We start from the raw sequence: 24612 nt of genomic DNA on the forward strand, positions 1-24612 counted from the left end.
TGCGGACGGGATAAGCGCTGAAAGCATCTAAGCGTGAAGCCCCCTCCAAGATGAGACTTCCCACAGCGTCAAGCTGGTAAGACCCCTCAAAGACGATGAGGTTGATAGGTTCGGTGTGGAAGCGCGGTAACGCGTGGAGCTGACGAATACTAATCGGTCGAGGACTTATCCACTCCAATGATCCTTTGCCGCCATGCATATCCAGTTTTCAGGGAATGAACGTAAACGAAAACCTCGTCTCTTTTTCGCAACGGGAAAGAGGCGGGGTTTTTTGTGTGTTGAGCGGGAACAGCATGGGCACGAGTGTAAGTACTAATTTATACTTTAAAAACAAAAAAGTATGTAATATAATGATTCCAATAACAGGAAAGTGGAGGGATGATATGCGGGTGTTGGATTCGTATGTGGAGCTAGGGATTGTAGGCATGGCCCGTGCAGGGAAAACGTCATGGCCTCTCGGTCACGTGGGGGCTGCGTTGCTGGCCGGGTACTTCATGAATCAGGAGCACGAACTGCCGGAGCATGTGAAAGAGGGGATTGAGCGGACGTGTGAAGCGTTTCGCCGCCAGCATCCGGAGTGGTTTGCGCCACCTGAGCCGGAAGAAGCTGATCCTGTACTGCTTGAGTGGATCATCAAAGGCATTGCGGACAATGTGAAACAGCTTCGAACCTCCGGTCACGGCCTGGCCTTGGGCGTTCTGGCTCTGAAGGCGCTGCGTCAGCGACCTGATTTGATCACGCCTCAAATTGTGGACGGGCTGGCCGCAATGTTGGAGGGAACGACAAAAGACAGACCGAACCGGTACTGGGGAATTGAAAATTATTTTGAAGTGACGGCAGCAGACGTCCCAGACATTCCCGCATATCAGGACACGCTGGACATGACGAGGCGGACATTCAGCGAGCTGCACACAGTCGTACCAGGGCGCGTCATTGACGGAGTCATGTATCATCTGGCTGGCGAAACCATTCACAGCATTACCCACGCGCAGGCATTGACCGATCTGGAACGATTCGGATACGATGATTTGGTTTCAACCGGGATGGTTAATCATCGCATCCAGATGCATCTCAATCGTCAGATTCCAGACTTCGTGCTGGAGGATGAGGTGAAGGAGCCTGTCTTTGTCTCTCTCTACGATCCGCAGTATTGGGCGAAAACCTTTACTGACCCGCATGCGCTGAAATTTCCCTACGCAGCCCTCGACCTCTTGAAACGTCTTCCGGAAACGGAACGGGCTGAAGCGGAGCGGAACGCTTGTAAACTACTGACGATCATACCATAACGCGAATAGCTGTCTCTTCCTGCAAGGGAGGCAGCTTTCTTTTGCTCCTAAACGGTGAAAAAACAGAGACTAGGCAGCAGCACCGTCTCAAAGTGCAGACTGCAACGGCCCCACAAATGACAATGATTCCCCCGCCTTTACAGGTCCACATTCATCCCCATCTGTGTTACCATAAGGAAAGCCTTTACGAAAAGCTTTTGCTGCATGGCTTCTCGAAGAAGCAGGTTCTTCTCAGCGGAAGCTTGTCTTGTTGTTTCCGAATGAAGATCAACACAGGGTACTGTTCCTACAACACATGTGACAAATAGGGCTGCCTCCAAAAAAGTACCGATGGGAGAAGGGGGGTTGTTGGCTATGAGCCATACAAAGGTGTTGGTAGCCGATGACGATCCAAACGTATGCGAAATCATTCGCCTGTACTTTGCGAAGCAGCAGATTGACCTGGTAGTGGCCAGCGACGGCAGACAAGCGCTGGAGCTGGTGGAAAAAGAATCGCCGGACATGATTATTCTCGACGTCATGATGCCGCAGATGGACGGCTTTGAGGCGTGCCGCGAAATCCGCAAAAGATGGGACACGCCGATCATCATGCTTACGGCAAAGGACGAAGAATTTGACCGTGTGCTCGGCTTGGAGCTTGGGGCAGACGATTATGTAACGAAACCATTCAGTCCGCGTGAACTGGTGGCCAGGATTCGGGCCATCCTCAGAAGAATGCAGCCGAGGGAAAAGGTGGAGGAAGACGCGGCGCGCCTGCTCACATTCGATCAGTTGTCCATTGATTTGGACAAGCGGGAAGTGATCGCAGCCGGTGAAAAAATCAGCTTTCGCCCAAAGGAGTTTGACCTGCTGGTCCATCTGGCAAAATCGCCGGGCAGCGTCTTTTCGCGTGAGCAATTGCTGGAACAAATCTGGGGTTTTGACTATTTTGGCGACATCCGCACGATTGACGTGCACATCAAAAAGATCAGGCAGCGGCTGAGCAAGCTTCCCTACGAATGCATCCACACGGTGTGGGGAATCGGCTACAAATTCGAGGTGGACAAGTAATGCTGGGGATGTCGAAAAGCATCTTTCGCCGCCTGTTGTTCAGCTATCTTGCCACCGTGCTGATCGGATTGGGCATCTCCGGTCTGTTGATCTCCTTTTTCGCCAAGGAATACTTTTACAATGCCAAGCAACAGGAACTGCTGCGCCAGGCGAAAAAAGTGAACGTACAGATAAATGACAGCCGTCGGGTTAATGCACGTCTGCTGGAACAACTGCGCAATCTGGACGAAACGTACGATGTGCGCATCTGGCTGTTTGACGCTGATGGGAAAATTGTCGCCACCTCGATGAAAGACGAAGTGTTTACGGGAAAATCGGTCGCGATGTCGATCGCCAACAAGGTGCTGAACGGGGAAAACGCGGTAACGGAACTGAAGATCGATGGCTTGGCGGACCCGATGCTCTCCGTCGCCATTCCCTGGGGAGAAGGAGAGGAGATCTACGGGGGGATCATTCTGCACGCCCCGATCGAAGGCATCGAGCGCACCTTTGCCCAAATGCGGGAAACCATCCTCTGGGCCACCCTGTTCGGCGTCCTGCTGTCCACGGCAATGGTCTCCTATCTCTCATGGTCGATCTCCCGGCCGCTGAAAAAAATCGAGCGCACGGCCACGGAAATTGGACGAGGCAACTACGCCGAGCGGGTCAAGATAGACACGGCGGACGAGATCAGCGACCTTGCGCAGACGATCAATACGTTGGCGGAAAAGCTGGAACGGGTGGAGCAGGAACGGCACCACCTGGAGCGGGTGCGCAACGATTTTCTCGCCAACGTGTCGCATGAGCTGCGGACGCCGCTGACGGCGATCCAAGGCTTTTTGGAGGCGCTGCAGGACGGCCTGGTGGAAGAGGAGGAAGCGCGGCAAAAGTATTACGCCGTGATGTACTCGGAAACGATGCAAATCAACCGTCTGGTAGACGACCTGATGGATTTGATGAAATTGGAGAACAACGAGGTGACGCTGGCCAGATTCCCGGTCGATGTGGCCGAGGTGATCAACAAGACGGCGTTTGCCTTTCGCCCTGAAGCGGCGGAGAAAGGGCTGGAGATCGAGGTGGCACTGGCGGACAACCTGCCGAAGATCTACGCCGATAAGGACCGTGTCGCCCAAATTGTGAAAAACCTGGTCAAAAATGCAGTGAAATTTACCGACGAAGGGACGATCCGCATCACCGCAGAACCGGATGGAGAGTGGGTGAGGATGTCTGTCGCCGACAGCGGCATTGGCATCGCCGCAGACGACCTCCCGCGCATTTGGGAACGGTTTTTCAAGGTAGATCGCGGACGTTCCAAGAAAAACAAGGGCACGGGGTTGGGGCTGGCGATCGTCAAAGAGCTGGTCGAACTGCACGACGGAACCATCACGGTGGAAAGCGAGCCGGGCTTGGGAACCACGTTTACGGTCTGGCTGCCGACCGTGGAAAAGTACCGTCAGGCGCAAGCGCAGTAATACGGCGTCGAAGCGGTTCGGGACGGTCATGATTTTTTCATAGTTTGTTCATGGTTTTTTCCCACTTCGCTCACGGAATGGCTATCTTTTCCCGTTACGCTATGAGTGTGACGGCGAGGTCGTCATGAACCTTGAAACGAAAGGGGAGAATGAACATGAAAAAAACATGGGTATCCCTGGCCGCTGTGGCTGTACTGCTGTCCGGCAGCCTGGTGGCATGCTCCAATGGAACGGACACGCCGGAACCGGCAACACAGCAGGACGGCGGAAGTGCCACGACTCCGGAGACGTCTACTCAAACGGAAAACCAATCGACCGACAGCTCGGTTTCTCAAGAACAATCGAACGCGAATGCTGGTGTAGCTGACTCGAATGCCGGCACGTCCGACGCCTCGACGGGGGCTTCTGACACCACCGGCTCCACCGATTCGGGTTCGACAGGTTCCGAATCTACTACCGATTCCGCCCAGAACTAACGGCGAGACATTCGGTCATAGGCGAGCAACACCACTCTTTCCCCGCATCCCTCCATGTATCCATATATGTCAGGACGGTTTTTACCGTCCTTTTTTGTTTTGGCGGCCATACGTTTTCTCGCAAGACAGTGGGTATTCAATATGACGGTGATTCATTGGCTGGTCTGGTTTCGGACGGTGTCGAAATTATTTCCAGTTGTATGAACAAACGAAATATTTTATAATTGCACAATATCGAAAGATTTTGAAAGGGGGCAATTTATTTGGAAGCAATCATTACGTGGATCAACGACCTTATTTGGAGTCCTGCAATGATTTATCTCTGTTTGGGGACAGGCTTGTTTTACTCGTTGGCGACCCGGTTTCTGCAGCTGAGACACTTTAAAGCCATGATCAAGCACATGTTTGAAGGAAAGAGCTCCGAGGCAGGGGTATCGTCTTTCCAAGCCTTGTCGATGGCGCTGTCCGGCCGTGTCGGGACGGGCAACATCGCCGGCGTGGCGACCGCGATCGCTGCAGGGGGACCGGGTGCGGTCTTCTGGATGTGGATGATGGCCTTTTTGGGGGCAGGTTCGGCGTTCGTCGAAGCCGCCTTGGGTCAGGTGTACAAAACCAAACAAGATGGCCAGTTTCGCGGCGGCCCTGCCTATTACATTGAAAAAGGGTTGAAGCTGAAATGGTACGCTGTCTTGTTTGCAGTGGTGACCGTCATCGCGACGGGCGTGCTGCTGCCGGGTGTGCAGGCAAACAGCATCGCGGCGGGGATCGAAAACGCCTTTAATATCCACCCTGCCATTACGGGTATTTTCCTGGTCGTGTTGTTGGCTGCGATCATCTTCGGCGGCGTCAAGCGGATTGCCAATGTAGCACAGGTAGTCGTGCCGTTTATGGCGCTGGGTTATATTTTGGTGGCCTTGATTATTGTCATTATGAACATTAACCAATTGCCTGGCGTGTTGAAGCTGATCTTCCAAAGTGCGTTTGGTGTGGACGCTGCCTTCGGCGGCATTCTCGGCGCCGCCATCTCCTGGGGTGTGAAGCGGGGGATCTATTCCAACGAAGCGGGGCAGGGGACCGCGCCGCATGCAGCCGCCGCAGCAGAAGTGTCCCATCCTGCCAAGCAGGGGCTGGTTCAGGCGTTCTCCGTCTACGTGGATACGTGGTTTGTCTGTTCTGCAACCGCTTTCATGATTTTGATTACCGGCATGTACAACGTAACGCCTGAAGGAGCGGCGCCCATCGTGAACAACCTGGGTAACGTCGAGCCGGGTCCGATTTATACCCAGCAGGCTATCGAGTCGGTGTTCCCCGGCTTCGGCGCTCCGTTTGTCGCGATTGCGCTTCTGTTCTTTGCCTTTACCACGATCATGGCCTACTACTACATGGCGGAGACCAACCTGGCCTATCTCAACCGCTACGTGAAGCGGCCCTGGACGGAGTACGCCTTGAAGATCGTCATCCTGGGGGTCACCTTCTACGGAAGCGTGAAGACGGCAGGTCTGGCCTGGACCTTGGGGGACATTGGCGTCGGCAGCATGGCGTGGCTGAACATCATCGCCATTCTGCTGCTCACCAAGCCGGCGCTGGCCGTGTTGAAGGACTATGAACGCCAGATGAAAGAAGGGAAAGACCCGGTATTCGATCCGGTCAAGGTGGGCATTGCCGACGCGGATTTCTGGGAGAAAGAATACAAGTACCAGGGCGAGTCGGATATGTCCAGAAGGAAAACGTCGTAATGTCGTAATGGTGAAAAGACCTCGGACTGCACATGCAGCGCCGGGGTCTTTTTCCGTTGCCGTTCTCATTGCGAAATCGGCGCCGCCGGTGGAAAAGAGAGGAGAGTTCGTCCGGAGCAGGAGCAATTGTGTTTTAATAAAAGTACACATCCATTTTCATGGCAGAGGGATGAAGCATGGAGAAAACACTGGTTCCCGAAGTATTGCAGATGATCGGTGAAGTGATCCCGGAGGGCGTGTCGATCGCCGTCTCGGACGATTCCCGCTACATTTACTATCAGCCCAGCGCCAGCATCGACCTGAAAATCAAACCGGGCGACGCAGTGCGGGAAGGCTCGGCGACGCACAAAGCGCTTACTGCTCGCCGGAAAGTGGCGCAATACGTGGAAAGCCGGGTGTTTGGCGTTCCCTATTACGGTGTCTCGCTGCCGCTTGTGCGCGGCGCACGGCTCGAGGGCTGCGTCACTGCGATATACCCTCGGGTGTTGATGCCGCTTATGGCGCCGCTGCCGGCGCTGACCGTGCTGACCGGCAAGACGGACAACGGCTGGCTGCCTGTCCACGTGTCGGACATCATGTTTATCCGTTCACACGAGGGCAAAACGCTGCTGCACACGGCAAACGGCTCGTACGTCAACCGCTACAGCCTGACCGAACTGGAACGAATGCTGCCGCCCGAGCGGTTCGTGCGCTGCCATCGGAGCTATCTGGTCAATATCGAAGCCGTTGGCTTTATCCATCCGCATTTTCATTCTACATTCATGCTGGAGATGAAAGACAAGCAGCGGACCCGCGTGCCGGTCAGCCAGTCCTACGCCAGCCATTTCCGGCAAAGGCTCGGGTTTTAAGGGGCGTTAAGCCCTGGGCCTGTTGTTGGGCGCCGTTGATGTTCAGGGGTGTTTTTTCTGGCCTGCCGCCGCATTTTCTGGCTTGCGGGAAATCGAGTGCTCGTTCAGTTTGGATGTGCTACTGTGGTAGCAAACAGACGAACGAAATGGGCAGGTGGCTAACATGGTATGGGAGCGCTTACGCGATCAACGCCTGCGAGACAAAATCGTCCAGGCAGAGGAAGCGGCAAGCTGGATTGGGGATGGCATGACCCTCGGGCTGAGCGGGTTTACACGGGCCGGTGACGCCAAGGTCGTGCCGGTCGCCCTGGCAGAACAGGCAAAACAGGGGAGACGGCCGCTTACCGTCAACGTATACACGGGGGCGTCCCTGGGCTCCGGCGTGGACACGGTGTTGGCGGAAGCGGGAATAGTCGGCAAGCGGCTGCCGTTTCAGGTGGATTCGGTGATGCGGCAAAAGATCAACGAGGGAGAACTGCTGTTTGTCGATCAGCATTTGTCCCATACGGCCGAGCTGATCCGCGCGGGAGTGATGGACCCGATTGATTATGCAATCGTGGAAGCTGTTGCAGTAACGGAAGACGGGATGATCATTCCGTCGACCTCCGTGGGCAATTCCAACGTCTTCGTGGAACATGCCAAGCACGTCATCATCGAGCTGAACGTGGCACAGCCGCTCGCGCTGGAAGGCATCCACGACATCTACACGCCAGGCCGGCAGGGGGAACGTGCGCCGATCCCGCTGACCTCGGCCGAACAGCGGATCGGGCAAAAGGGCATTCCGGTCGACCCGGAGAAAGTGAAGGGCATCGTCATCACTGAGCAGTGGGACTCTCCGTCCACGATCGTCGAGCCGGATGAGGAAACGGCGGTGATGGCCGGCCATTTGATCGAGTTTTTGCGTCATGAAGTGAAAAAAGGGCGGCTGCCGCGAAACCTGATGCCGTTGCAGTCCGGTATCGGTTCAGTCGCCAATGCGGTGTTCAACGGATTTTTGGAGTCGGAGTTTTCCGGTTTGACGGTGTATTCCGAGGTGCTGCAGGACGCTGTGTTTGAGCTGATTGACGCAGGCAAGGTGACATTTGCGTCCGGTTGTTCGATCACGCTGACGGCGGAGAAAATGAAACAGGTGGCAGCCAACTTCCACGCGTACCGCGACAAGCTGGTGCTGCGGCCGCAGGAGATCAGCAACCATCCCGAGATAATCCGCCGTCTGGGGCTCATCTCCATCAACACTGCCCTGGAGTTTGACATCTACGGCAACGTCAATTCGACCAACGTCCTGGGGACGCGTATGATGAACGGCATCGGCGGGTCCGGCGACTTTGCCCGCAATGCCCGCCTGGGGATATTTGTCACCAAGTCGGTGGCCAAGGGCGGCAAGATCTCCAGCATCGTTCCGTTTGTCTCCCACGTGGACCACACGGAGCACGACGTCGATATCGTCGTCACGGAGCAGGGATTGGCCGACCTGCGCGGTCTGGCGCCGCGCGAACGGGCCCGGCTGATCATCGAGAATTGCGCCCACCCGCTCTATCGTGATCAACTGCGCGACTACTTCCGGGAAGCGCTGGCGCGCGGCGGCCATACGCCGCATGTGCTGGAAAAAGCGTTCTCCTGGCACACGCGGTTCGCCAGGGAAGGCACGATGCTCGATATGACAACGGTCTCCTCCCGCTGACGGGGGAGACCGTTTGTTCGTTTCGAGCTTGGCTCATCAGCAGGGCCCAAGCGGTGGTTACGCCCGTTTGGCCGCTGCCACGGCGCGGTCGCTGAACGCTTTCAGGTAATCGAGATAGGTGCCCTGCTCATCCTCGCAGTTGCCGTTTTTGTTGGCCATACGGACCAACACCAGGTCCAGTTCCGGCACGACGAGCAGGAGTGGTCCGGAATGGCCGACGATCTTGTATGAGCCCCGGGGAACGCTGTCCCCGATGATGTACTGCGGCGACGGCCCCGAATTGACGAACCAGAGACAGCCGTTTTGAGGCAGGCCGGGGGGCAGCGACGAGGGCGACTGGCAGGACACGGACAGGCGAAATACCGCTTCCGGAGCGATTTGCTTGCCGTTGAGCTGACCGGCTTTCAGGTGGAGATACCCCCACCAGGCAAGCTCCCGCGCGGAAACGTGCAGATTGGGTTCCGCACCGGACGGGTCCGGGTGAACCAGCAGCTTGGCGGTACCCTTCTGATCCATGATGACCGGCACCAGCGTTTCCGCCGGAGCGGTACGCCAGCCGGTCTCCCGCCAGCCGAGCGGGGCAAAAATCTTCTCCTCCAGCAATTCGGCGACAGTCAGTCCGGTCACCCGGGGAACCAGCTCGGTGAGCAGTTGGATGCCCGTGTTGTTGTAAGCCCAGCCGGTGCCCGGTGCGAAGCGGATGACCAGCCGGCCATCGCCATCGCGATCCAGTCCGTGCGTGTGGGTCAACAAATGGCGGACGGCGACTCCGTCCAGCAGGCGGCGGCTGTCCTCATCCGTAGAGAGGTAGCGGGAGACCGGTTCGTCCAGCGAGGCGATGCCGCCGGAGTGCACAGCCCAGGCGACCGCAAAGCCGATGTAGCTTTTGCGGACGGAAGCGACGTGAAACTGCGAATCGGCAGCCGCCGGACGGGCATCGGCTGCGTGGGAGTGGTGGCCGCTGTAGTGCTCCGCGACGATGCGGCCGCGCTGGATGACGTAGATGGCGCAGGCGGTACCGCCGTTCAGCCGGTTGATCCGCTCGGCGTATTCGAACAAGGAATCAAAGGCGGCAGTCGGTTTACAGGGCAGCATGTGACTCTCCTCCGAATCGATGGAAATGAAAGGGCGAACGTATGTACGTCTTTTTCGCGGGAAAACGGGGAAATTCCTGCCGGAAAAACGGATGAATGAAGGGGAAAACCGTGAATGGGAGGAGGAAATGCGTCACTTTTCCTTTCAAACAAAAGTTTAACAAGGGGCTGGCCAGACTTAGAAAACGGCCGGCCGATCAGCTTGCGGAGGAGGCGCGAACATAATAAAAAGGCCGTCACTTTCTGCGTGACGGCCTCGCTTTAGCCGCTGCGATTATTTGCGATACAGCGGGTACTCCACCTCGGCGGGGACGCGGATGGCGACGAGGCGCAGCGATTCACCCGGATCGGCTTGGAAAACGACCGATTCCGTCCCGTTGGTTGTGACGACGGTGAAGTCGCCTGTTTCCAGGGGAGCGTTGTCCGCAGCGCCGCCGTCCGCCTGCCGCTGCGGCCAGGCAGTGCCGCGGCCGCTCACCACCACGGCCGCCAGAGCGTATCCGTCCGGGAGAGAATAGGTCCAGGATTGTCCTGCCGCGATCTCAATATCGGCCATCTCCGCGTCGGTCACGAGCCGGATGGGCGCCTGTGGGCCGATCACATGTTTGATCCGGACGCCGTCCGCTTCCTCCACGGGAAACTGTTCATGGTCGTATTGATGGTACGTGGGCGCTTCCTTGACGGCGCGGGCCAGATGCGGTTCAAACCAGATCTGAAACATTTCCGTTCCCGCCGGCAGTTCTTCCGCGTGATAGACGCCTGAGCCGGTCTGCATGACCTGTGCGCCACCGGTCGAGACTTGCTGCAGATTGCCAAGCGTATCGCGATGCCCCACCGTGCCTGTCAAGACGTACGAAATGATTTCAAAACCGGAGTGGGGATGCAGGGGAATCTCAAACGTGGCCAGCGATTTGGCCCAGGCCCAGTAAAACAGCGGGCCGACGCGCTTGACAGCCGAGTGTTCGTGCGGAAAGCCGATCGGTTTGTTCTCCACGATCTCGCCGCTGCCGAAATGACCTTTGCCTTGTTCGTTTGGCGAATAAACAGCGATGTGCATGTGCAGTTCCTCCTTCAACACAGGGATGCGGTCTCCGAAAGCTACCATTTTTCGTGCGATGATCAGAACAGGACGTAAGCGCCGGGGCCGATCAGGGCCACTCCGATTGCCACCGCAATCAGCACCAGGTTGTATTCGTATCCGTTTTGCGTCACCCAGTAGCCGTTGGCGCCGTGAACTTTGACGATTGCCACCAGCATGGTCAGGGCGATCAACAGCGCACCGACCCACGTGCCGACACCGGCGGCAAACAGCAGGCCGCCCACCAGCTCACCCAGTCCGGCCAGCAGCGCCATGGTAACGCCCGGCTTCAATCCGATGGACTCCATCCATCCGCCGGTTCCTTTCAATCCGTGGCCCCCGAACCAGCCAAACAGTTTTTGGGCGCCGTGCCCCGCAAACGTCAATCCCACGACCAGACGAATGATCAACAAACCAAGATCCATCATGATGTTCATCTCTCCTTCATATATTTTAATTTTAAATATCTCAAAATCAAGATGTTTGTCCGAAAAGGCCGGCGGGCCTTAGAAGGTCTCCGCCAGTTTTGCTGCCTTTTCCAAGCCTTCCTGCACGATCGCTTCGGCTTTGTCCGGGAATTGGTTGTGCCCTTCCACGATCACGGTGGAGATGTCTTTCACTCCGAGGAAGCCGAGGACGTTTTGCACAAAGTTTACAGCCATTTCCGCCGCCGCAGCCGGACCTTCGGAGTAGATGCCGCCGCGCGCGTTCAGCAGGGCCACTTTTTTGTTGTTCAGCAGGCCAACCGGACCTTCCGGGGTGTATTTAAACGTTTTGCCGGCCTGGCACAGGTAATCAATGTAGGTATGCAGCACGGCAGGCACGGTGAAGTTCCACAGCGGGAAAGCGAACACCACCTTGTCGGCCTCCAGGAACTGATTCAGATACTTGTTCACCAGATCGGCTGCCTTCTGTTCTTCTGCGGTCAGCTCCATGCCTTGGCCGGATTTGTACATGGCGTTGATTTTCGTCACGTCGTAGTAAGGCAGGTTTTCCGCAAACAGGTCCAGTTCCACTACCTCGTCGTTCGGATGGGATTCTTTGTAGCTATCCAGAAACGCGTGGTACAGCTTCACGCTGACGGATTGTTCAATGGGACGGTTGTTGGCTTTCACAAACAGAACTTTGCTCATGCGGTTTCTCCTTTCATTTTGTAAGTCAATAACCTTTGTTTTGTAAATCTTGATTTCAAGATTATTATCTCTCCGCTGTTTTGTCAAGGTCTTTATTGGCTGCGGGCAGCAGGCATTTTCTAAAATCGTTCCTGCGCGGCCCTCCCCAGCTTTTTCAGCAGCGCGATCGCCTGCTGTTTTTCCTCGGCGGTAAGGCCGCTCACAGCCTTTTCGATCGCTTCCTTGTGGGACGGAAAAATATCAGCCAAAAACTGTTTGCCCTGGTCGGTCAGCTCCGCGTAAATGACGCGCCGATCCTCTGCACAGGGCTTGCGTACCAGCAGCTTCTTTTTTTCTAGTTTATCCACAACGTAGGTAATGTTTCCGCTGGAGATCAGGATTTTTTCGCCGATTTGCTGCAACGGTTGGGGGCCTTTATGAAACAGGACTTCCAGGACGCCAAATTCTGTCGGGTTCAATCCATGGCGGCGGATGTCGCGGTTGACATGGGCCGTGACCCAGTTGTAGGAACGGGACAGCGCAATCAGGAGCTCAAGTGACTCGTTTCGCTGCTGCGTATCTGTCATAAAGGATGGCCCTCCTTTTTGTTTTGATGTTTAATATCTCTAATTTGAGATAATGGTACACGAGAGGGATTGTCTTGTCAATTAGCCGAGCTGACAGGGGATAGCGGCATGAAAGGCGACACCCCCTGGTGCTTGCGATGCGAGCGGGCAGAGGGTGCCGGCAGTACGGCCTAGTATTCCACTTTGGTGACTTCCTCCAGCGGGCCCAGCGGATTTTCCTTCGCTTCCCGCAGTTCTTTATCCAGCAGTTTTTCGTGGCTTTCGTCGGACAGGTCAAAGAAAAAATACTCGTCTTCGCGGTTTTGCTTTTCTCGTTGATCAGCCAATTGAGATCCCACCTGTTTTTCGCTTAGTGTGCGCGAAACAGGGCGGCACATGCAGCTTGTCTCGGTATGCCTGTCCCATGCCGGGAGCAATCCCGATGCGCGCCGAAGATTGGTTGCGGGGCGGCAGGCGCGTTTCTTGTCTGGGGAAAGGGGCGTGTGTTTTTTCTTCTCAAACATTTGTTTATATGATAAACTTTTGTTTAGAAAGAGAATGTGATAAGAAACAGGGAATGATGTCGGAAGAAAGGAGGAGGGGCGTGGACAAGGAACAGCTCATCCTGCGCTACATTCGTGAAAATCCGTTTATCAGCCAGCAGGAGCTGGCCGACAAGATCGGCATTTCCCGCTCGGCGGTGGCCGGGTACATCGCCCAGCTCACCAAACGGGGCGAGATCAAGGGACGTGCCTATGTGCTGCGCGACGAAGGGCGGATCGTCTGCATCGGCGGAGCCAACCTGGACCGGAAGGCGCGCGGGAAGCAAAAAGTGCGGCTGCATTCGTCCAATCCGGTGGCCATCACCGAGTCGTGCGGTGGTGTTGCGCGCAACATCGCCGAAAACCTGGGGCGGCTGGGCACAAGCGTCACGCTGATCAGCTGCGTCGGTGAAGACAAAGAGGGCGAATGGATTTTGCAGGAGACGAAAAGACACGGCGTGGACGTCAGCCAGGTATGGCGGCTGCCGGCCCAACGCACGGGCACCTACACCGCGCTTCTGGACATCGACGGGGAGATGGTGGTCTCGCTGGCCAACATGGACATCTACGACGCGCTTACCCCGGAGATGTTTGCAGACAAGTGGTCCCATATCGCGGCAGCGCGGGCCGTTTTTCTCGATACCAATCTGCCGGCGGATTGCCTGGCGTACATCATCCAGCGCTGCAAACAGGAAAACATCCCGCTGTATGTCGATCCAGTCTCTTCCGCGAAAGCGAAGAAACTGCCGGAGAGACTGGACGGCGTGGACGCGATCCTGCCCAATCGGGAAGAGGCGGAACTGCTGGCCGGCATGTCAATCACGTCGATCGAGGAGTGCGCCGAGGCGTGCCGTCAGATCCGGGAGCGGGGCGTCAAGCGGGTGGTCGTCACGCTGGGCGAGCAAGGCGTGTACTATCAATCGGCGGAACAGGCGGAGCACCTGGCCCCGTATCCGACAGAGGTGGTGGATGTCACCGGCGCGGGCGACGCATTTGCCTCCGGACTTTTGTACGGCATCGTCAACAATGAACCATTCGGACAAGCCTGCCGCCTCGGATTGGCCGCATCCGCCCTGACCCTGCAGACGGAGCAGTCGGTCTCGCCGCTGCTGCAGCCGGAACAGCTCGCACAAACAGTAAGCCAATATGAAAAGGAGCGATAATCCATGAAACAATATCTCACCTGCACGGAAGAAGTGCGTCACGCGCTGGAGAACAACCAGCCGGTCGTGGCGCTGGAGACGACGATCATCTCACACGGCATGCCGTACCCGCAAAACATCGAAATGGCCAAAGAAGTGGAGCGCATCATCCGCGACAACGGCGCCGTGCCGGCCACCATCGGGATCATGAACGGAAAAATCAAGATCGGGCTGACCGAGGCTGAACTGGAGGAATTTGCCACCAACAAATCGGTGGAAAAAGTAAGCCGCCGCGACTTTCCGTACATTCTGGCGAGCGGCAAAATCGGCGCCACCACTGTAGCCGCCACGATGATCGCCGCGCAGTTGGCCGGCATCCGCGTGTTTGCCACCGGCGGCATCGGCGGGGTGCACCGCGAAGGGGAGATCACCTGGGACGTGTCCGCTGACCTGACCGAACTGGCCCAAACCAACGTGGCCGTCGTCTGCGCCGGAGCCAAGTCGATTCTCGACCTGGGCCGCACGCTGGAATACCTGGAGACGCACGGTGTGCCGGTGGTCGGCTACCGCACGGCCGAGTTCCCGTCCTTCTTTGCCCGCGAGAGCGGCTTTGGTGTCGATTTCCGCCTGGACACGCCGGAGGAAGTGGCGACGCTGATGGACACCAAGTGGCAGTTGGGACTGAACGGCGGTCTGGTCATCGCCAATCCGGTGCCGGAAGCGGACGCGCTGAATCACCGCGAGATCGAAGCCGTCATCGAGCAAGCGCTGGCGGAAGCCAAGGAAAAGGGCATCACCGGAAAGCAAGTGACACCATTCCTGCTCGACCGGGTCAAACAGTTGACGGCCGGCAAGAGCCTGCAGACCAACATCGCTCTGGTGAAACACAACGCGGAAGTAGCGGCGAAGATTGCCGTCGCCTATCACGCCAAGAAAAACTGAAACGGCCCGCAATAACAGCGGCCGCCATTGTGCGCTGTCCAAAAACGGACGGCGCCCTTTTTTTGGCAGAAGATGTTAGCGCAAATGCTTGATATACCCACCCGGGGTATTATATAATGGGCATGTAATAAACAGGAGCCTTGGAGGGAATACTACCAAAAATATACCCCTCGTGGGTATCTTGATGCGGAGGAAGACGCGATGAGCGCGAAAATAAAAGAAGCGACGGTTTCGATTTCCGGCATGACCTGCGCGGCATGCGCGGCCCGGATCGAAAAGGGGCTGCACAAATTGCCCGGGGTGCTGGAGGCAAACGTCAACCTGGCCATGGAGACAGCCACCGTGGAATACGACGCGGGGCAGGTCGGCGTGGACGACCTGATCCGTCAGGTGGAAAAGCTGGGGTATCAAGCGGCTGCCAAGGACGATCAGACTGATGCGGAGATGGTTGACCGCCGGGCGGAGGAAATCGACCGGCAAACCGGGAAGTTTCTCTTTTCCCTGATCCTCTCCCTCCCCCTTTTGTGGGCGATGGTCAGCCATTTTTCCTTCACTTCGTTCATCTGGCTGCCGGAGATGTTCATGAATCCGTGGGTGCAGTTGGCGCTGGCGACGCCGGTGCAGTTCATCGTCGGCCGGCAGTTTTACGTCGGCGCCTACAAGGCACTGCGCAACGGCAGCGCCAACATGGATGTGCTGGTCGCCTTGGGCACATCGGCCGCCTACTTTTACAGTCTCTACCTGGCGGTTCGCTCCATCGGGTCGGGGGCGCACATGACGGAGCTCTATTTTGAGACGAGCGCCGTGCTGATTACGCTGATTCTGCTCGGCAAGCTGTTTGAGGCAAAGGCCAAGGGGCGTTCGTCACAGGCGATTCGCAAGCTGATGGGTCTGAGAGCGAAGACGGCCGTGGTGGTCCGTAACGGCGAGGAGCTGACGATTCCGGTGGAAGACGTGCGTCCGGGCGACATCATCCACGTGAAGCCGGGGGAAAAGGTGCCTGTTGACGGCATCGTGCTGGAGGGACAATCGGCGGTCGATGAATCGATGCTGACCGGTGAAAGCGTTCCTGTCGACAAGGCGGCGGGCGACGAGGTCATCGGCGCCACGCTGAACAAACACGGTTTTCTCAAAGTGCGGGCGACCAAAGTGGGCAAGGAGACAGCCTTGGCCCAGATCATCCGGGTCGTGGAAGAGGCGCAGGGCTCCAAAGCGCCCATTCAGCGGCTGGCTGACAGCATTTCCGGCATCTTCGTGCCGGTCGTCGTCGGCATCGCGCTCGTTACCTTTGCCGTCTGGTACCTGCTGGTGACGCCGGGGGACTTCGCCTCCGCGCTGGAGAAAGGCATCGCCGTGCTGGTGATCGCCTGCCCGTGCGCGTTGGGGCTGGCGACGCCCACCTCGATCATGGCCGGATCGGGCAGAGCCGCTGAACTGGGGATTTTGTTCAAGGGCGGTGAACACCTGGAGACGGCCCACAAGCTGGATGTGATCGTGCTGGACAAAACGGGCACGGTGACGAAAGGGGAGCCGGCGCTGACTGACGTGCTGGCCTACGGGATGGAGGAAGCGGAGCTGCTGGCGCTGGTGGGAGCGGCGGAGAAACACTCCGAGCATCCGCTGGCTCAGGCGATCGTCAAGGGAGTTGTCGACAGGGGCGTCACGCTGAGCGGAGCCGCCGACACGTTTGAGGCGGTTCCCGGGTTTGGCATCCGCGCCGCAGTAGACGGCAGGGAGGTGCTGGTAGGGACGCGACGTCTCCTGGACAGGCATCAGATCCCGTTTGACCAGGTGGCGGAGGCAATGGCACGGCTCGAGCAGGAGGGCAAAACGGCAATGCTGGTGGCCGTGGACGGCCGGCTGGCCGGGCTGGTGGCGGTGGCCGATACGATCAAGCCGACGTCCCGCGAGGCGGTGCAGCGCTTGAAGGCGATGGGACTGGAGGTCGTCATGATCACCGGCGACAATCGGCAGACGGCGGAGGCGATCGCCCGCCAGACGGGAATCGATCGGGTGATCGCGGAAGTGCTGCCGGAAGGAAAGGCGGACGAAGTGAAAAAGCTGCAGCAGCAGGGCCGCAGGGTAGCGATGGTGGGCGACGGGATCAATGACGCGCCCGCACTGGCCACCGCCGACATTGGGATGGCGATCGGCACCGGAACGGACGTGGCCATGGAGGCGGCAGACATTACCCTGATGCGCGGCGATCTAAACGGCGTAGCCGACGCGATCCTGATGAGCCGCAAAACCATCCGCAACATCAAGCAGAACCTGTTCTGGGCCTTTGCCTACAACACGCTGGGCATCCCTGTGGCGGCGCTGGGCTTCCTCGCGCCCTGGCTGGCCGGAGCGGCGATGGCCTTCAGCTCGGTGTCGGTCGTGCTGAACGCCCTGCGCCTGCAGCGCGTCAAACTGGAACCTGGAATCACAAGAAACGAAGGGGCGATGAGATGAGCCGCACAGCTGCATGGGCGCTTTCCGGCGTCGTGTACCTTTTACTCGTCATCGGCGGCTACCTGCTGTACGAAGCGGTTGCAACTCCAGGAGAAGCTCCGCATCAGCAGCAGGAGAACCACTCCCTGAATCAGCCGGCCGTCCTTGCCGCGCAGTAAGCAGCTAAGACCGGCCAGCGGCGGCGGATCATACCGCCTCACAGTCAGCCGGTTAAACGCAATCGCGGCTCGTAGGTCTGCGGCCCGACCGGCAATCACCAGCCCGCCTGCATCCGGTCCCGTGAAATGCAGAGGCGGCGGCAGGCGGACAGAAAGCATACAGAAAACAGGAAAAAGGAGCGATCATCATGCAAAACGTAACGCTGCGCGTGGAAGGAATGTCGTGCAATCACTGCGTCAACGCGATTGAAAAGGCACTGAAGGAATTGGGCGCATCCGGAAAAGTGGATCTGGCCGCCAAAACGGTGGAGGTCAGCTATGACGAGAACGCCCTGACGTTGGAGGCGATCAAGGAAGCGATCGAAGACCAGGGATACGATGTAGTCTGACACCTGGCGGCTGTGCCCCTCGGCTGGCGAACACGATCCGGGATGGAAAAAGCAGTCTGTGATAAAATGGAAGCAGCTTGATTTAAGGAGGGAGCGCGGTGAATGTAACGATAACAGGCATTCCCATCTACTCCGGCGCCTATGTCTCCGGTACGGAACTGGCGCCAGCCGCTTTGCGGGCGGCGGGTTTGATGACCGTTCTGCAGGAGCAGGGTATACCGGCAACCGACCGGGGTGATCTGGCCCTTCCCGCTTATCTGCCGCGGCATAACGTTCCGCCTGTTCGCAACTGGCCGGCGCCGCGCATGGTCTGGGACCTGCTGCGCGAAGAGGCGCGCGGCTGCTTTGGCCGCGACCAATTTTCCCTGTTTCTCGGCGGCGACTGCAGCGTGATCGTCGGGACGGCGCAAGCGTTTCGCGACGTCTATGGAGACAAGGCGTACCTCCTGGTGCTGGATGGCCACGTTGACGCGAGGGTGCCCTCAGCCTCCCGCTGTGTCGGGGCAGCCGGCATGGGCCTGTGGTTTTTGCTTCAGGGCGGCGGCGTCTGGATCGAGGAGACCGGATGGACAGCGGACCGCATCGCCGTATTGGGGTGCCAGCAGATGCCGGACGAGACTTTAGGAGTAGAGATCTTCACGCTTGATCAGTTGTGTGAACGGGGACCGGGCCCGCTGGCAGCCGACATCTTGCAGGCGATCCCTTCTGATGCGCATATCCTCGTCCACTTTGACGTCGACGTGATGCACAAGGAGGCAATGGCAGCCGCCTATTCACCGAGCGAAACCGGCCTGTCGCTGGCGCAGACGGAGGAACTGCTGAGCACTGTGCTGGCCGATCCGCGCGTCGTCGGGGTAAATGTGACGGAATTTTCCGCATTGCGGGACGTGACAGGTGAGCAGGCCAGCCGACTGGTTCGGCTGCTTGGCCGCGCACTGGCTGCTCGCAAAACCCCCTCTGGATCTGATACGATATAAATATAAACTGTTGCTTATATAAAAGGGGGAAAGGGTCTTGCTGAAAAAGCTGATGGCCAAACTGGGAGTGGGAGCGGCGACAGTGGATCTTAGGCTGGATCGCCCTGCCTACCGGTTGGGAGAGACGATCACGGGCGCGATCCGCATCGAAGGAGGCAGCGTGGAACAGCGCATCTCCGAACTGAGCGTCCTGCTGATGATGAAGGTGAACGTGCGGGGGCAGGAGGTAACGCGTCCGGTGCATACGTACCCGGTCAGCCGCAGCTTCACCGTGCAGCCGAAGCCCTTTGTGCAGGAGATTCCGTTTGCCTTTGAACTGCCGGCAGGGTTGGCCGTGTCGACACCGTCCGTTCAGTACTACCTGCACACCAAGCTGGATGTGGAACGGGCGCTTGACCCGACCGACCTGGATCCGGTGCAGGTGCTGCCGCCGGAACCGGTGGAACGCGTGCTGAACGCACTGGCCCGCCTCGATCTGCGGCAAAAGCCCGACTCCGGCAAGCTCACGCCGTACGGTCAGGAGTTTTCGTTTTTCACGGGACGGCCGCTGGACATCCCGCTCAAGGAACTGGAGGTCGTCTTCCTCTCCACACCGGGTGAGCTGCGCCTGTTGACGGAGCTGGATCTGGCTGTTCCCGGCAGGTTCGGCGGAGAGATGGAGCGCAAGGCGGAGATCGTCGTGCCGCAGGACCTGCTGGCTGCCGACCGGGAAGAGGAGCTTTCCCGTTTCCTGTTGGATACGCTTCGCACCTATGCGGAAAATCCGCAGGCGATTCCGTACGTGTCGATGGCGTCCTACGGTCAGCCGCCGCACGGTCACCAGGGACACTACGGTCACCACGGCCATGGCATGGCCGGCATGATCGGCGGCATGGCGGCCGGTTTCCTGGGCGGCATGCTGCTGGGCGAGGTCATGGAGGAGATCGGAGAGTCGGCCGGTGACATGTTTGAAGAAGCGGGATTGGATTTCGATTTCGACGGCTTTGACGAACTGTAATTACAGTGCGCCCACCGTTTCCCTTTCCGGGGAGGCGGTGGTTTTTTCGTGTTGGCGTGCGGTATCACGTACGGCGAAAACGACATGGACGATACGCATAGGGCTTCGGTCGAAAGCCCTGTTTCTTGTCCGCCCGGGAGGAGTCCGAGCCCGCCTGGAGTAAATATGTAACCGGGGGGAAGAAGCATGTACACACTGCTGCTGATTGACGACGAAGAAGACGTAAGGGAAGGCGTTATCCGCGAGGTTGACTGGCAGGCTTACGGGTTCGCGGTCATCGGAACGGCTGAAAACGGCCAGGATGCGCTGGAGAAGATGGAGAGAAGCGTACCGGACATCGTCGTCACCGACATCAAGATGCCGTTTATGGACGGGCTGGAGCTGGCCGCTGTCGTCAAAGAGCGGTATCCCACCGTCAAAATCGTGATTCTGACGGGCTTCGACGAGTTTGAATACGCGCGGAAAGCGGTCAAGCTGCAGATCGACGAATACGTGCTCAAGCCGTTTTCTGCGGGTGAACTGATCGACGCCCTTTTGAAAGTGCGGGCGCGGCTTGACCAAGAAGCCGCCGAGAAGAAAAACATTCGCCTGTTGAAGGAGCACTATCAAAAAAGCTTGCCGGTGCTAAGGGAAGTGTTTCTGACGTCGCTGATTACCCGCCGGCTGCCTGCAGCCGACATCCGGGAAAAGGCGCACGCGTACCAGATCGATTTGGAGGGAAACGGCTTTGTGGTCGGCGCCGTCAGCATCGACCGGCCCGGTGTCGACGAACATGCGGCTGATCACTTTGCGCCGCCGCCCAGCCGTCAGACGAGGGGAACGGATCGGGAACTGCTGCTGCTCTCCGTCCGCAACATCGTGCAGGAAGTGGTCGACAAGCACCGTCTGGGGATTGTCTTCACCAATAACGACCATGTAGTCCTGATTGCCGTTCACCAGGAGCGCGGGCGGGAGGCGATCCTCCGGAAAACGACGGCCGTGCTGGAAGAAGCGCGGCAATTCGTTGAAAAATTTTGCGAATTCACAGTAACAGCTGGGATCGGGACGGTCACCGGCGACTTGGCTGACCTTTCCTTTTCCTACGAGGATGCAGTTGCTGCGCTTGACTACAGGGTCGTGCTCGGAAACAACCGGGTCATCTGCGTCGATGACGTGGAAAAGCGCTGCGTGGAAAAGGTCCGCTTCGACGAGCAAAAAGAGCATGCGCTGATCCGCTGTCTGAAGGTGGGGACGCCGCAGGAACTAAGGGACATCCTGGATGAGCTGTTTGCCGAAGTTGCCGATGCCCGCGTGTCCATCAAGGAATATCACATTTACCTGCTGGAGATTCTGACCGCCATCCTGAAGGCGGCCAAGGGGGCCAATCTGGAGCCGGAGCGCGTCTTTGGCGAACATCTTCACTGGTTTACGGACATCCACAAGGCCCAAACGCTGCAGGAGACGAAGGACAGGCTGCTGCACATCTGCTTGGGCATGATGAACAGCATCGCCAGCGTCAGGCAGTCCTCCTACAAACGGCTCGTCGCCCAGGCCGTCGAATACGTCAAAAACCACTACCACGAAAGCGACATCTCGATCCACAAAGTGTGCAGGCAGCTTCACATCAGTGCGGGGTATTTCAGCAGCATTTTCAAAAAGGAGATGAATACGACGTTCGTCAACTTTCTGCTGCAGGTGAGAATGGAAGCGGCCCAGGAACTGCTGCTGACGACCGACCTGAAAACCTTTGAGATCGCAGAACGAGTCGGGTATACCGACCCCAACTACTTCAGCTTCTGCTTCCGCAAGAAATGGGGCATGTCTCCCAAGGAGTACAAAAACATGGCCAGAGGGGTACGATGAAAAATCCGGTTAACGCGCTGGTTCAAATGGTGAAGATGAAGAGCATTCAGTTTATCATCACGGCCTCGTTTACGCTGGTGACCGTCGCGGTCATGCTCTTTGTCGGCGTCATGCTGTACAGCAAATTTTCCGAAACAGCGGAACAAAATGCATTTTTGCACACCCAGCAAATGATCGACCAGGTCAGCTTCAATCTGAACAGCTACCTGGACAGCATGAAGGAGATTTTTGAACTGGCCGCAGAGAAGATCCGCCGAAGCGAGAACGTGCCGGACGACAAGCTGACGGAACGGTTGGGGACGATTCTGGAAACCCGTGAGGATCTTGTCTCGGTGGCCGTGTTTTCACGGGAGGGCGAACTGATCGCCGCGTATCCGCAGGCGGCGATGCGGAAAAACACGAGACTGCAGGAACAGAGCTGGTTTCAGGCGGCGTTGAGAGACCCCGGCCACATTTCCTTTTCCCTTCCGCACATTCAGAACCTGTTTCAAGGTGAGTACAAGTGGGTGGTCTCGATGAGCAGGGGCATCTCGGTCTCCCAGAACGGCGAAAGGGAGGACGCGATCCTGCTCGTGGACGTCAATTTCAAAACAATTGACGACCTCTGCCAGCGGGTGGAGCTGGGCAAAAAAGGGTATGTCTACATCATCGACCTGGCCGGCAACATCGTCTACCATCCGCAGCAGCAGCTGATCTACGTCGGATTGAAAAACGAGAATCGGGCCATTGCCTTGAAAAACTCGTACGGCAGCTACGTGGACGAGTCCGACGGGGAGCGGCGGCTGGTCACGATCAAGACGCTGGATGACATCGGCTGGAAAATCGTCGGCGTCTCGTACATGGACGAGATCGCCACCACCAAAAAGGAGATCAGCGGGTTTATCTTCTGGCTGCTGGTTGTCGTCATCGCCGTGGTGGTGTTTGTCCTCACCTATATCTCTGCTGCCATCTCCCGGCCGATCCGCAATCTGGAACGCTCCATGCAGCAGGTGGAGAAGGGGGATTTTACGGTCAACCTGGCCGTTCGCGGCAGTCACGAGGTGGAGCAGCTCTCGCGCCGCTTCAACCACATGGTGATCCGCATCAGGCAGCTCATGGATCAAATCATCCGGGAGCAGGAAGCCAAGCGGAAAAGTGAGCTGGAAGTGCTGCAGGCGCAGATCAACCCGCACTTTTTGTACAATACGCTCAACTCGGTCGTGCGCATGGTGGGGATCGGCAAAAACGAAGACGTAATCACCACCATTACCGCGCTTTCCAAACTGTTTCGGATCAGCCTCAGCAAAGGGAAAAACATCATCACCGTTCAGGAAGAACTGGAGCACGTGCGGAATTATCTGGTCATCCAAAAAATGCGGTACAAAAACAAATTCACCTATGAAATCACAGCCCAGGACGAGGTGCTTCCCTGCAAGACGCTGAAACTTCTGCTGCAGCCGATCGTGGAAAACGCGATTTACCACGGCATCGAGCCGTTGGCGGATCAGGGAAGGATCACCGTGTCGGCGGAACGGTCGGACGGTGACATCCTGTTCCGGGTGCGGGACAACGGGCTGGGCATCCCGCCCCACGTGCTGGAGCAGATCGGTTCCGGCCAAATCAAAAGCAAGGATGGGTCGGGCGTCGGCATCAAAAATGTGCATGAGCGCATCCGGCTGTTTTTTGGCGAAGCGTACGGTCTTTCCATCGAAAGCGATGAGGAGACCGGTACCACCGTGACCATACGAATACCGATGATAACGGAAGAGACGTGAAGAGGAATGCACCAGTCAAGCAAACAGGCATGGCGAACATTCGTATATCTGCTGCTGGCGGCGGCTGCCGTCCTGGGTGCCTGCGCCGATCCTGCCGCCGACCAGGTCAAACAGAAGAACGTGGCGCTCATCGTCAGGATGAAGCACGGGGATTATTGGCGGACGGTAAAATGGGGGGCGGAGATGGCCGCCAGAGAGTTTGGCGTCAACGTCAATTTCTACGCCCCCGACTACGAAGAAGACGTGAAGGGGCAGTTGGCGCAGGTCCGGCAGGCGTTTGCGGACGGAACAGCTGCCGTGGTGATCGCACCCGACAGCCAACAGGTCCTGGACGAAGCCACGTCAAGGGCAAAGGAACAGCGCATCCCCGTGTTGATCATCGATTCCGAACTGACGGGGCCGGGGGTGGTCAGCTGGATTGGCACCGATCATGTTGACTCGGGCAAACGAGCGGGCGAGAAGCTGATTGAACTGGTCGGAACGCATGGCAGGATCGCCGTCCTGGGCGGGGGAAACACCGCCCAGCGGGAAAAGGGACTGCTGGAGGCGATCTCCCACTATCCGGGGGTAACGATCGTGGCAAGGGAGGGCGCTTCTGATCAAAACCAGGCCAGTGAGCTGGTCGCAAGGATGATCGACTCCCATTCGCTCGACGGCATCGTTGCGCTTAACGCCGTCGCCGCGCTCGGCGCCGCCCAGGCGATTGAAAGTAAAGGACTGGCGGAAAAGGTGAAAGTGGTAGCCATCGACAGCCCGCCTGACGTGCTGGCGTACATTCAGGAGGGTGTGATCCAGGCTACGATCATGCAGAATCCGTTCAGCATGGGCTACCTGGGCGTCAAGCACGCGGTGGAGGCGATGAATGGCTTGCACGTCCCTTCCCGTATCGATACGGGAACGAAAATCATCGACATGGACAACATGTTCTGGTCGGAAAACCAAAAGCTGCTGTTTCCGTTTGTCAAGTGAGAGACCGCGATCCGCTGGCGGGAAGATGACGAGCCTCGACCGATCAATCGCGCAGGATAAGCGCAATC

The 24612-nt window shown here is 57.7% G+C and carries 22 protein-coding genes, 1 rRNA gene and 1 pseudogene; 18 read left to right on the forward strand and 6 right to left on the reverse strand.

Annotation, left to right across the window (positions count from 1 at the left end):
* The 8 genes from ETC00_RS10810 to ETC00_RS10845 all read left to right on the forward strand — a co-directional run.
* Window positions 1–173 (forward strand): 23S ribosomal RNA (locus tag ETC00_RS10810); the annotation flags it as partial.
* A 210-nt stretch (window positions 174–383) separates the two neighbouring features.
* The gene (locus tag ETC00_RS10815; RefSeq protein WP_171566050.1) at window positions 384–1286 is read left to right on the forward strand and encodes a hypothetical protein; all 903 of its coding nucleotides are present in this window, start codon (window positions 384–386) and stop codon (window positions 1284–1286) included.
* Window positions 1287–1640: 354 nt separating this feature from the next.
* The gene (locus ETC00_RS10820; protein WP_171566052.1) at window positions 1641–2336 is read left to right on the forward strand and encodes a response regulator transcription factor; all 696 of its coding nucleotides are present in this window, start codon (window positions 1641–1643) and stop codon (window positions 2334–2336) included.
* Window positions 2336–3787, forward strand: coding sequence for a sensor histidine kinase (locus ETC00_RS10825; protein WP_171566054.1), 1452 nt, complete (start codon window positions 2336–2338; stop codon window positions 3785–3787). Before ETC00_RS10820 ends, ETC00_RS10825 begins: the two co-directional genes overlap by 1 nt.
* 155 nt (window positions 3788–3942) lie before the next feature.
* The gene (locus ETC00_RS10830; protein WP_171566055.1) at window positions 3943–4263 is read left to right on the forward strand and encodes a hypothetical protein; all 321 of its coding nucleotides are present in this window, start codon (window positions 3943–3945) and stop codon (window positions 4261–4263) included.
* 263 nt (window positions 4264–4526) lie between these two features.
* On the forward strand, window positions 4527–5999 hold the full coding sequence (locus ETC00_RS10835; RefSeq protein ID WP_171566056.1) for an alanine/glycine:cation symporter family protein: 1473 nt from the start codon (window positions 4527–4529) through the stop codon (window positions 5997–5999).
* Between the two features lie 176 nt (window positions 6000–6175).
* The gene (locus tag ETC00_RS10840) at window positions 6176–6847 is read left to right on the forward strand and encodes a LytR/AlgR family response regulator transcription factor (protein WP_171566058.1); all 672 of its coding nucleotides are present in this window, start codon (window positions 6176–6178) and stop codon (window positions 6845–6847) included.
* 163 nt (window positions 6848–7010) lie between these two features.
* Window positions 7011–8528, forward strand: a complete 1518-nt coding sequence (locus ETC00_RS10845; RefSeq protein ID WP_171566059.1) for a succinyl-CoA:acetate CoA-transferase ScpC — start codon at window positions 7011–7013, stop codon at window positions 8526–8528.
* 57 nt (window positions 8529–8585) lie between these two features.
* On the opposite strand, the gene ETC00_RS10850 is transcribed toward ETC00_RS10845, so the two are convergent.
* The 6 genes from ETC00_RS10850 to ETC00_RS10875 all read right to left on the reverse strand — a co-directional run bounded on the left by ETC00_RS10850 (window position 8586) and on the right by ETC00_RS10875 (window position 12725).
* The gene (locus ETC00_RS10850) at window positions 8586–9623 is read right to left on the reverse strand and encodes a serine hydrolase domain-containing protein (protein ID WP_171566060.1); all 1038 of its coding nucleotides are present in this window, start codon (window positions 9621–9623) and stop codon (window positions 8586–8588) included.
* 273 nt (window positions 9624–9896) lie between these two features.
* Entirely contained in the window at window positions 9897–10679 is a 783-nt protein-coding gene (locus ETC00_RS10855) for a pirin family protein (RefSeq protein ID WP_171566061.1), read from the reverse strand.
* Between the two features lie 62 nt (window positions 10680–10741).
* A complete protein-coding gene (locus ETC00_RS10860; protein ID WP_171566062.1) occupies window positions 10742–11128 on the reverse strand; it encodes a DoxX family protein in 387 nt (128 codons plus the stop codon).
* Between the two features lie 78 nt (window positions 11129–11206).
* Window positions 11207–11833: an FMN-dependent NADH-azoreductase gene (locus ETC00_RS10865; protein ID WP_171566064.1), complete on the reverse strand. Its 627-nt coding sequence runs from the start codon at window positions 11831–11833 to the stop codon at window positions 11207–11209.
* Between the two features lie 119 nt (window positions 11834–11952).
* Window positions 11953–12399 (reverse strand): MarR family winged helix-turn-helix transcriptional regulator, encoded by a 447-nt coding sequence (locus tag ETC00_RS10870; RefSeq protein WP_171566065.1) that lies wholly within the window; start codon window positions 12397–12399, stop codon window positions 11953–11955.
* Between the two features lie 170 nt (window positions 12400–12569).
* Window positions 12570–12725: a hypothetical protein gene (locus ETC00_RS10875; protein ID WP_171566066.1), complete on the reverse strand. Its 156-nt coding sequence runs from the start codon at window positions 12723–12725 to the stop codon at window positions 12570–12572.
* Window positions 12726–12982: 257 nt separating this feature from the next.
* Here ETC00_RS10875 and ETC00_RS10880 point away from each other — a divergent pair, with 257 nt between their 5' ends.
* From ETC00_RS10880 to ETC00_RS10925, 10 genes and pseudogenes are all read left to right on the forward strand, one after another.
* Complete coding sequence (locus ETC00_RS10880) at window positions 12983–14083, forward strand: carbohydrate kinase (RefSeq protein ID WP_171566067.1); 1101 nt, start codon at window positions 12983–12985, stop codon at window positions 14081–14083.
* A 3-nt stretch (window positions 14084–14086) separates the two neighbouring features.
* Entirely contained in the window at window positions 14087–15004 is a 918-nt protein-coding gene (locus ETC00_RS10885; RefSeq protein WP_171566068.1) for a pseudouridine-5'-phosphate glycosidase, read from the forward strand.
* Between the two features lie 156 nt (window positions 15005–15160).
* Window positions 15161–17458, forward strand: a pseudogene (locus tag ETC00_RS10890) (heavy metal translocating P-type ATPase); the annotation flags it as partial.
* Window positions 17455–17616 carry a hypothetical protein gene (locus ETC00_RS10895; RefSeq protein ID WP_171566070.1) on the forward strand — a complete coding sequence of 54 codons (162 nt, stop codon included), beginning with the start codon at window positions 17455–17457 and terminating at the stop codon, window positions 17614–17616. The pseudogene ETC00_RS10890 and the gene ETC00_RS10895, both read left to right, overlap by 4 nt.
* A gap of 188 nt (window positions 17617–17804) precedes the next feature.
* Window positions 17805–18005 carry a copper chaperone CopZ gene (gene copZ / locus ETC00_RS10900; RefSeq protein ID WP_029100895.1) on the forward strand — a complete coding sequence of 67 codons (201 nt, stop codon included), beginning with the start codon at window positions 17805–17807 and terminating at the stop codon, window positions 18003–18005.
* Window positions 18006–18103: 98 nt separating this feature from the next.
* Window positions 18104–18982: an arginase family protein gene (locus tag ETC00_RS10905; RefSeq protein ID WP_371808900.1), complete on the forward strand. Its 879-nt coding sequence runs from the start codon at window positions 18104–18106 to the stop codon at window positions 18980–18982.
* A 37-nt stretch (window positions 18983–19019) separates the two neighbouring features.
* On the forward strand, window positions 19020–19979 hold the full coding sequence (locus ETC00_RS10910; protein WP_171566071.1) for a sporulation protein: 960 nt from the start codon (window positions 19020–19022) through the stop codon (window positions 19977–19979).
* A gap of 186 nt (window positions 19980–20165) precedes the next feature.
* On the forward strand, window positions 20166–21821 hold the full coding sequence (locus ETC00_RS10915; RefSeq protein WP_171566073.1) for a response regulator transcription factor: 1656 nt from the start codon (window positions 20166–20168) through the stop codon (window positions 21819–21821).
* On the forward strand, window positions 21818–23575 hold the full coding sequence (locus ETC00_RS10920; protein WP_253264286.1) for a cache domain-containing sensor histidine kinase: 1758 nt from the start codon (window positions 21818–21820) through the stop codon (window positions 23573–23575). The genes ETC00_RS10915 and ETC00_RS10920 overlap by 4 nt, the downstream gene beginning before the upstream one ends.
* A 6-nt stretch (window positions 23576–23581) precedes the next feature.
* Entirely contained in the window at window positions 23582–24544 is a 963-nt protein-coding gene (locus tag ETC00_RS10925; RefSeq protein WP_171566074.1) for a substrate-binding domain-containing protein, read from the forward strand.
* Window positions 24545–24612: the final 68 nt, after the last annotated feature.

Source organism: Brevibacillus sp. MCWH (assembly GCF_013096935.1).
GTDB classification, from domain to species: domain Bacteria; phylum Bacillota; class Bacilli; order Brevibacillales; family Brevibacillaceae; genus Brevibacillus; species Brevibacillus aydinogluensis.